Annotated in this window: 1 protein-coding gene; it reads left to right on the forward strand. The window is 64.7% G+C overall.

Annotated features, from left to right (window positions below; genetic code table 11):
• Positions 1-867 (forward strand): elongation factor Tu (locus EU800_RS26080; protein WP_129636357.1); only part of this gene is annotated, 867 nt, incomplete at its 5' end.
• Positions 868-893: the final 26 nt, after the last annotated feature.

Raw genomic sequence — 893 nt, forward strand, 5'->3', positions numbered from 1 at the left:
GCCGATGGCCCGATGCCGCAGACCCGCGAGCACATCCTGCTCGCCTACCAGGTCGGCGTTCCGGCGATGGTTGTCTACATGAACAAGGTGGACCAGGTCGATGACGAGGAACTCCTCGAGCTCGTCGAGATGGAGATCCGCGAGCTTCTGACCGACTACAACTTCCCCGGCGACGACGTTCCGATCGTCATGGGTTCGGCGCTTGCCGCGATGAACGGTACGGATCCGGAGATCGGCGAGACGTCGATCCGGAAGCTGATGGAAGCGGTCGACGAATACATCCCGACGCCCGAGCGTCCGGTCGACCAGCCGTTCCTGATGCCGATCGAGGACGTGTTCTCGATCTCCGGCCGTGGCACCGTGGTGACGGGCCGGGTCGAGCGTGGCGTGATCAATGTGGGCGACGAGATCGAGATCGTCGGCATCCGCGACACCAAGAAGACGACCTGCACCGGCGTCGAGATGTTCCGCAAGCTGCTGGACCGCGGCGAGGCGGGCGACAACATCGGCGCGCTGCTGCGCGGTGTCGACCGTGACGGCGTCGAGCGTGGCCAGGTTCTCTGCAAGCCGGGTTCGGTGACGCCGCACACGAAGTTCGAGGCCGAGGCCTACATCCTGACGAAGGAAGAGGGCGGCCGGCACACGCCGTTCTTCGCCAACTACCGTCCGCAGTTCTACTTCCGCACGACGGACGTGACCGGCACGGTGACGCTGGCCGAGGGCACGGAGATGGTGATGCCGGGCGACAACGTCTCCTTCAAGGTGGAGCTGATCGCACCGATCGCGATGGAAGAGAAGCTGCGCTTCGCCATCCGCGAGGGCGGTCGCACCGTCGGCGCCGGCGTCGTCTCCAAGATCATCGAGTAATACATACTCGATGCGAGATGTCGGGG

Source organism: Tropicimonas sp. IMCC6043 (genome assembly GCF_004146235.1).
In the GTDB taxonomy this organism is placed as follows: Bacteria; Pseudomonadota; Alphaproteobacteria; order Rhodobacterales; family Rhodobacteraceae; genus Tropicimonas.